The organism is Rhodothermales bacterium (genome assembly GCA_013002345.1).
GTDB lineage: Bacteria > Bacteroidota > Rhodothermia > Rhodothermales > JABDKH01 > JABDKH01.
Genome location: JABDKH010000249.1, coordinates 1 through 8,191 on the forward strand (window position 1 = coordinate 1; position 8,191 = coordinate 8,191).

General features: G+C 59.8%; 5 protein-coding genes. 3 read left to right on the forward strand and 2 right to left on the reverse strand.

Going from position 1 to position 8,191, the window contains the following annotated elements; genetic code table 11:
• The coding region (locus HKN37_12285; GenBank protein NNE47423.1) for a hypothetical protein at positions 1-367 on the reverse strand (367 nt) is incomplete at its 3' end.
• Between the two features lie 462 nt (positions 368-829).
• Here HKN37_12285 and HKN37_12290 point away from each other — a divergent pair.
• From HKN37_12290 to HKN37_12300, 3 genes are all read left to right on the forward strand, one after another.
• Positions 830-3,796 (forward strand): protein kinase, encoded by a 2,967-nt coding sequence (locus HKN37_12290; protein NNE47424.1) that lies wholly within the window; start codon positions 830-832, stop codon positions 3,794-3,796.
• A 294-nt stretch (positions 3,797-4,090) separates the two neighbouring features.
• Positions 4,091-4,516 (forward strand): osmotically inducible protein OsmC, encoded by a 426-nt coding sequence (locus HKN37_12295; GenBank protein ID NNE47425.1) that lies wholly within the window; start codon positions 4,091-4,093, stop codon positions 4,514-4,516.
• Between the two features lie 252 nt (positions 4,517-4,768).
• A complete protein-coding gene (locus HKN37_12300) occupies positions 4,769-5,206 on the forward strand; it encodes a hypothetical protein (GenBank protein ID NNE47426.1) in 438 nt (145 codons plus the stop codon).
• A gap of 327 nt (positions 5,207-5,533) precedes the next feature.
• On the opposite strand, the gene HKN37_12305 is transcribed toward HKN37_12300, so the two are convergent.
• The gene (locus HKN37_12305) at positions 5,534-7,186 is read right to left on the reverse strand and encodes a M28 family peptidase (protein NNE47427.1); all 1,653 of its coding nucleotides are present in this window, start codon (positions 7,184-7,186) and stop codon (positions 5,534-5,536) included.
• Positions 7,187-8,191 lie beyond the last annotated feature (1,005 nt).

The following is an 8,191-nucleotide window of genomic DNA, read 5'->3' on the forward strand; positions in this document are numbered from 1 at the left end:
ATTCCCGGCCGCGGGCGTCACCCGGCTGCTCCGTTCTTGCAACGATTTCATCCCCCGATTCAGCGACGTTCACCGTCAGCCGGCGCAAGAAGTCCCGTGCGTCAGCGAGGCTCTCCGATCCGACGCGCCGCTCCCCGGCTATCACGACCGAGCCCGCATTGGGGATGGCTCGAATGACAACCGTTCCGTTGACCGCGTCAACACGCATCGTCGTGTGATTGGTGACATCGATGGTGTAACTGAATTCGGCGCTGGCCTCAAACTCAGTGTTGCTGATGTCTGAGTCGTCCGCCGAGTCGCAGCCATTCATGACAAGAGCCGCAAACATCAACACTGCGAGGCCCGTCAATGATTTGCCGTGCTTCATAATCACCCTCCGGATACTCCATGTAGCAATAGTGGCCTCCCGCCGCTCGCTTCGCCATCTTCCCCACGCGGAAGAGATCTCATGAGCAGACAGATACGTTTCTTGATGCGGAACGGATGCGGCGAATTATCGACAGCTTCTGTAGTCCATGTCCCCACATCGGCAGGGCAGGCGCGCGTAGAACGGTGTACTGAGGTTCATGCAATTCCCTCTCGTTCGCCACTTCGGGACCGGGCTCGTCCGGACGGGTTACCACGATCGAGACATTCGATATTGAGCAGTTCATCGTTCTAGCACTCGATCCGCATGGGGAAGATTTCCACACCAGTGCTTGAGACCCTCAATGGGCATCCCCGGACAGGTCCAGGCAAAGCAGTTTGATACTGTCAAATCGTATCAAAACCGTATTTTGCGGCCCGACCCGATCGCACCATCCAGAAAGACTCCTGTACCTGTAGAGAATTGACCCCAGGCGACACCATATCGCACTACGAGATTATCGATCGAATTGGCGCCGGCGGTATGGGGGAGGTGTTCAAGGCTCGCGATACCCGCCTGCAGCGCATCGCCGCTCTGAAGATTCTTCCGCCGCAGGTGCAAACCGATCGCGAGTCGAGGGAGCGCTTTTTTCAGGAAGCGCGCGCGGCCGCATCCCTCAATCATCCCAATATCTGTACGATTTATGACGCGGATGAGGCGGACGGACAGGCATTCATCGCTATGGAGTATATCGATGGCGAGACGCTGCGCGACTTCCTGTCGTCCACGCCAGTCGATGCTCCGGCTCGAACTGCGAGCCGGATGTTGGCCTTCGGCTACCAGGTAGCCCGCGGTCTCGACAAAGCCCACCGGATGGGCATCGTTCATCGGGACATCAAGCCCGCCAATGTGATGTTGTCGAAAGAGGGCGAGGCCAAGATTCTCGACTTCGGACTGGCCAAGCTGGCCGGCGGATTGCAGCTCACACAGGCAGGGAGTACCGTCGGAACGGCCGCCTATATGTCTCCGGAGCAGGCCCGTGGCGAGGACGTCGACTCTCGGTCCGACCTGTGGTCTCTGGGCGTGATATTGTATGAGATGCTGAGCGGTCTGAAGCCGTTCAGGGGTGACTACGATTCGGCCCTGATCTACTCCATACTGAATGAGACACCCGACCCGTTGAAGGAGGTGGCTCCGGACGTTCCCGCAGATGCAGCCGCGTTGGTCGACCGGTTGCTTGCCAAGGATCCAGATGACCGTCCCGGAACCGCGGCAGAGGTGATGGAGGTGATTGCGACGCATGCGTCGTCGGTTTCGTTTGCTGCACACCCGTCCGGAAGCCGGGCGAAAGCCGCGGTGCCGCGGGCACGTTTCACACCTGGTCGCATCGCAGCTATCGCACTACCCGTGATCGCCGTACTCGCAGTCGTTCTCTGGTTCGTCGTTCGTGGTGGTAGTAAGAACGTGGACAGCGGTCCGGCTATATCGGAAGACGTGGTCGCCGTGTTGCCATTCTCGGTCCGGGGAAGTGCAGACCTGGACTACCTGGGTGAGGGGATGGTCAGTCTTCTGAGTACAAAACTTGATGGTGCTGGTGACCTGCGGACCGTCGATGCACGGGCTCTGCAGGCGGCAGTCGAAAAGGACTTTGCCGATGCGACGCTCGACCCGGCAGCAGGCGAGAGTATCGCCCGTCGATTCGGAGCCGGCCGGTTCATACTGGGCGACGTAATTCAGCTCGGTGGTCAGGTCGAGATCACGGCCAATCTCTATGACGTTTCCAGCACTCGGGAAGCCATCGGAAGTGCAACGACGCAGGGAGCGTCCGACGACGTTTTTGAGCTCCTTGACGGCCTTGCTTCTCAATTGCTTGTGGCCGGGACCTCGGGACGTACCGAACGCGCGCGCGACCTGGCGTCACTGACTACAAACTCGCTCCCCGCTCTCAAGGCATACCTGGAAGGCGAGCGCGATTTCAGAAAGGGAGACTTCGGACGCGCAGTAGGAGCCTTTTCACGTGCCGTCGAACTGGACTCGACCTTTGCTCTCGCATACTATCGCCTGAGCATCGCCCTCGAATGGGGTCCGGGGTCGCCCGTGCAGGTGCATGACGCCGCCGTGATGGCAGAAAGACTCAGTTCGCGGCTTTCTGAGAAAGACCGAAGGCTGCTGGACGCCTTTGCGAGCTGGAGAGATGGACTCACGGAGCAAGCCGAAAGCAAATATGTGGCCTATCTGGCTGTCTACCCTGACGATGTCGAGGCACTCTTTCAGCTCGCGGAGATCATGTTCCATACCCGACCGTTCCGTGGAGAGTCAAGTGTGGCCGCACGTGAACCGTTCTCCAGAGTCGTAGAACTCGAGCCCCGCAATACGCATGCAATGCTTCACCTTGCGCGAATTGCTCGCTACGTTGGTGACGTTGAGGAAGTCGAGCGGCTGCGCGCTCGTGTCGAGGAGATCTCGCCGGACAGTCGTCTGCCTGTCTCGCTCCTCCTCATCAAGGCATCGATGTCGGACGACATCTCGGTGGACTCGATTCGGGCTGCGCTCGAATCGATAACCGATGAATACCGGGCGAATGCTCTTGGTGAGTTATGGGCTTGGGGCCACGATTACCGTAAAGTGCTACAACTCATTGGTGAATATAGCACTGCCCTCCAGGGCCTGGAGGCGCCGATCGCTATCGCCACCGGACAGGTTGCAGGTCCTGTCCAGGAAATCCGATTGGCAGAGAGGCTTGATCCGGTCGGTCCGCTCGTTGGTCTTGCGACGGTCGCAGCGGCTCCGCTTCTTGGCGCAAGCCAGGATTCCCTCGGCGTCCTGGCCGACTTGCTCGCGGGGACCGGAGACGCCGTTGCACGCGGGATTGAAGGTGAGGCGCCGACAGCAAGTTTCCGAGTCGGGAAGATCGGGTTGATCGGCGAGGCCCTGGCTCTTGCCGGTCGCGAGGACGAAGCGTTGCAATACGCGCAGCTGCTGTCCGAACAGGTGTCGCCCCCAACGGCGGGAACGTTCATCGAAGATGGAGTCAAGTATATCGAGGCTCTCGTTGCTCTAAGCCGTGGAGACGATTCCCGGGCACTGCTGCTACTGGAAGAGATGTCTTTCAATGTGCACTATCTGTTCGCCAATCTCTGGGGCGACGGCGGCCGCGACTCGGCCAGATTCCGGCTTGCTGAACTCCTGGATCGCGCGGGCAGGGAACAAGACGCCCTGCGCTGGTACCTGGCCGTGGCGGAAAGGGGCCTCTTGCTTGTCGGTCCAGCCTTTGCCCGTGCGGCAGATATTTCGGAGCGCCTCGGCGAGGACGAACAGGCGATTCGGTACTACGATGAGTTCCTTGACGTCTGGGGAGACGCAGACGAGAACTACCAGCCAATGCTCGACGAGGCTCGGCGCAGACGTGACGGGCTCCTCGAAAAGCGCGCGAGAGAACCCGCCGGGTAAGGTCGGACTCCATCAAGCCATTCCAGCGAACTGATTCGTGATGAGGATTCGTCTGGTCGGGACTGGCGTCCGAAACCATCCGGCGCACATCGGACGGGGGTTGCAAGTTTCGCCGCTGCGTTCATTGGGTTCGGATTCTGGTTTCTGCATGATTGCCAAACTCACCAGTATTCGGCACCTCGTCTGTAGGATTCTGGATGGCACCTCCGGTAGTACCTCTCCTCTTCCCTTCCGGACTCTGCACTGGGTATCAATACGCTGAACAGGCAAGTCAGACGAAACAGGAGAGCATCGATGAGTCTACCGATGAGCTATCGCACCGAATACCGGTGGACCGGAAACGGCGTTGAAGGTGAGGAAAAGATGCCCGGATACCCTCCGGTTGCGGTCGGGAGTCCGAACGGAGGAAAGAATCTTGATCCGGAGCATCTGTTCGTCGCGGCTGCCGAGGTCTGTCTTGCCAATACGTTCTTCTTCTTCGCCGAGAAGACGCGACTGGATGTGAAGTCTTACAGATCGACTTCTGATGCAGCGCTTGAGCCGGCACCCGGGGGCGGGTTTCGGTTCAAGGAGATTGTCATCAAACCGGTGATCGAGGTCAGCGCGGAATCCGCCGATCGCGCCAATCAGATGATCGATCGTGCCCACCGATACTGCCTCGTGTCCCGATCCATGAGCTGCCCTGTCCGGGTCGAGCCTGACATCACGCCTGGTTCCTGACTGTTGTCGGATTCGAGCGTCTGCGGCTTTTGATCACCGCCCGAGGGCACGGATGTACCCGGGCGAGTAAAGTGACAATGTCCTGCGACCAGTGATCCTGGCCGCAGGCTTCCGAGACACGTTCCTTGCTTCATAGTGGCGTGTCTGCATCTTCAACGCAAAACCGCCATCCGGCGGTAATCGTGGTCCCTTCCCTTAAATTGTGCGGACACCCACTATGTCAGCCCATCCAACAACACGAGAGTATACATCTTGAAGTGCTATCCTGGTCTCTCTCTGCTAATCTGTGTGGTCCTTGGGTGCTCGGAATCGAATCCGGCCACTATTGAGTTCCGGCTCGCCGAAACAACGGCGGGCCCGGGTTTGACGGAAATGGTACTCGATCCTTCGGGCGAGCGGCTCTTCCTTCACGACATGGTCGTGATAGATCAGAACAGCGTCAGTGCGGCCGTCGTGAGTATGGTTGACGGAGACCCGTCGATCGAAGTTGCTCTCACGTCAGAGGGCGCCCGGAGATTCGAGGAGTGGACGGGAATCAATGTGGGAGAGCTGTGCGGAATCGTTGTGAACGGCAAGCTTGTTTCGGCTCCACGAATCAACGCTCCCATCCGCGGGGGTCGCGCACTGATCACGGGCAACTTCACAGAAGCAGAGGCACGCCGCATCGCCAACGGATTGTCAGGCGGCTAGCGAGCCAGTCGGTCGTCGCAAGCGGAGCCGGGCGTGTCGAGAGAAAGCGACGATTCTCCGGCCCGGGATATTCGGTTCACAGAGATTCCTTGACAGGCCCGGAATGACGTGTGAACCCGCCTCGGAACGACTGCTGTCAGTTGCTTGTCCGCAACACCGGGCAACCAAAGCACCACGTCACCCCGAGTCCATCGAGGGGTCTGTGTTACGTCAAGACAGACGGTTGACAGGGATTCCTCGACAGGCTCGGAATGACGTGTTAATCAGCCTCGGAATGACGCTTGTGTATCCAGCTTAGAACAACAGAGAGACGAAATGGCAGGACCTTTACTGCGTGCCAACCGATGCCGTTTCCGCCATCTTCAACTTCTTTCGCGGCAGCTTTTCATCTCGTTCTGCCGTGTGATACGCGAACGACGCAATGATCGTCGCGGCCTGCTTCAGATCGTCCGCCACCGCGTGATCGTACACATCCATGTTCGAGTGATGCGTCCGCGTACTGTATGCCATGGGTTCCTGAATGAACTGAAATCCCGGTAGTCCGACGGCATCAAACGCGAGGTGGTCGGTCCCGCCTGTATTCTGCAACGAAAGTGTCGACGCTCCGAGATCACTGAACGGCTGAAGCCACGAACGGAAGATGGGTTCTACCTCTGCATTGCCCTGCATGTACACGCCACGAATCTTCCCGGTGCCGTTGTCCATGTTGTAGTATGCGGAGAACTTTTCGTGCTCGGGCTTCAATGCCGTCGGCGGCTGACCGAGTCCTTCCGATTCAGCGAAGTGCTGCTGCACGTAACTGCGTGAGCCGAGCAGGCCCTGCTCTTCCCCGGTCCACAGGCCGATACGGATCGTCCGGCGCGGCCCGGTTCCCTTTTCTGCATAGACGTGCTTGAGGATGCGCATCGCCTCCATCATAACTGCCGAGCCCGTCGCGTTATCAGTGGCGCCTGTACCGGCATGCCAGGAGTCGTAATGGCCACCCAGAATCACCACTTCGTCGCCAATCGCAGGATCCGTTCCGGCCAGTTCGCCCGTCACATTGTATTCCATCGGGTCTTCCTCGTTGAAGGCCACACGTAGATGGAGATTAATCGAAACGGGAAGTCCCTTCTGCGCAATGCGGACCAGCCGATTGTAGTGCTCAACGGCCACCGTGAACTGTGGTACCGTCTCGGGAGCGGGGATGTCATACGCGCTCGGGCCATCACGCCATCCGGCGTCGGGCGCAACGGGTACGCGCGCACTGGAGACGAAGATGGTGCCGTAATCTCCCTTGGAGCCCCGGTCCAGAATCGCTGCCGGATTCTCACTCAGAACGAAAGAAGCGACCTGCCGCTGAAACCGGTAGCGCTGCATCGCCTCCTCACTGTATCGGCGCCCCCCTCGTTCGCCCGGCATCGGAGCGTTCGCAAGATTCAGCAGGTTCGTGTCGTCGCGTCGTTTTGCCAGCGGACCGAACCACTCGTCCACCTCCCGGATGTCTTCCATCAGAACAACCTTGCCCGCGAGCTTGCCGCGGTACTGGTTCAGCTCGTCCTCCGTCTCGGCACGAACGATCACGACTTCTCCGGACACATGGCCCTCCGTTCCCGGAGACCACGCCTTCGGATATGCGGTCAGCGGAAATGTCCCCTGTGGCGTGGTGGCCTCCACGTTGTAGTGCTCGAGCGTCCATCCACTGCCGAACGGTCCCCAAGCTTCCTTCTGGACATTGACCAGCCCCATTTCCTCCATTGACCTGGCTGCCCAATCCGTCGCCGCATCCAGCATCGGAGAACCGGTGAGCCGCGGACCGTAGACGTCGGTCATCCAGCTCAAATATTCCATTACCTGACTGTTCTCCAGACCCTGCTCGCGAATAGTAGCAATCGCCTCCTCATCCACGGGCTCCGGAACGTCCTGCGCGTCAGCGCTGAGCACCACCGTAGCCACCAGAAGCAGGCCGACAGGTAAGCTGTACCATCTCGATTTCATCATGACCGTTAACCCCGTTGAACTATGCATTCGTCCGCACGATAGCGCCCCGAGACGCATCGGCGGAAGTGTCAATCGACACTCGAGGCCACTCCGGCCATGTCGAGTGTCAAGCCGTATGCAAATGGTATGGGGTCGTGAGACTATTCGCAATGGCTTTCTGCGAACTTGGGGAGGTCTTCAAACGTGGGGGTGCTCCTGGGGTGTCTTCAAACGTCGGGGTGTTCTGTGGAGCTTTTCGGGGGCGTCTCGTCATGGCCGCGCTCCGCCCTTGCGTAAGCGAGGGCAGGCGGCCATCCATTCAAGCTACAGGATGACCTCAACCTCCCACGGATCCCCGATCAAGTCGGGGATGACCGCGGGACGGGGTGACCGTGGAGCGGGGTGACCGTGGGCCGGGGATGAGGGCGAGTCTGGGACAGCAGTGAGTCCGGTGAGACGTTCGTCTTGTCATGGCCGCGCTCCGCCCTTGCGTAAGCGAGGGCAGGCGGCCATCCATTCAAGCTGCAGTTGACCGGACCTCCCATGGATCCCCGATCAAGTCGGGGATGACCGTGGGCCCGGGATGACCGTGGAACGGGGTGACCGTGGGCCGGGGATGACGGCGAGTCTGGGACAGCAGCGAATCTGGCAGGACGTTCGTCTCGTCATGGCCGCGCTCCGCCCTTGCGTAAGCGAGGGCAGGCGGCCATCCATTCAAGCTGCAGTTGACCGGACCTGCCATGGATCCCCGATCAAGTCGGGGATGACCGCGGGACGGGGTGACCGTGGAACGGGGTGACCGTGGGCCGGGGATGACCGTGGGCCCGGGATGACCGCGGGACGGGGTGACCGTGGAACGGGGTGACCGCGGGCCGGGGATGACGGCGAGTCTGGGACAGCAGTGAGTCCGGTGAGACGTTCGTCTTGTCATGGCCGCGCTCCGCCCTTGCGAAGCGAGGGCAGGCGGCCATCCATTCAAGCTGCAGGATGACCGGACTTTATATTTATAAAAGATCATGTCGGTGT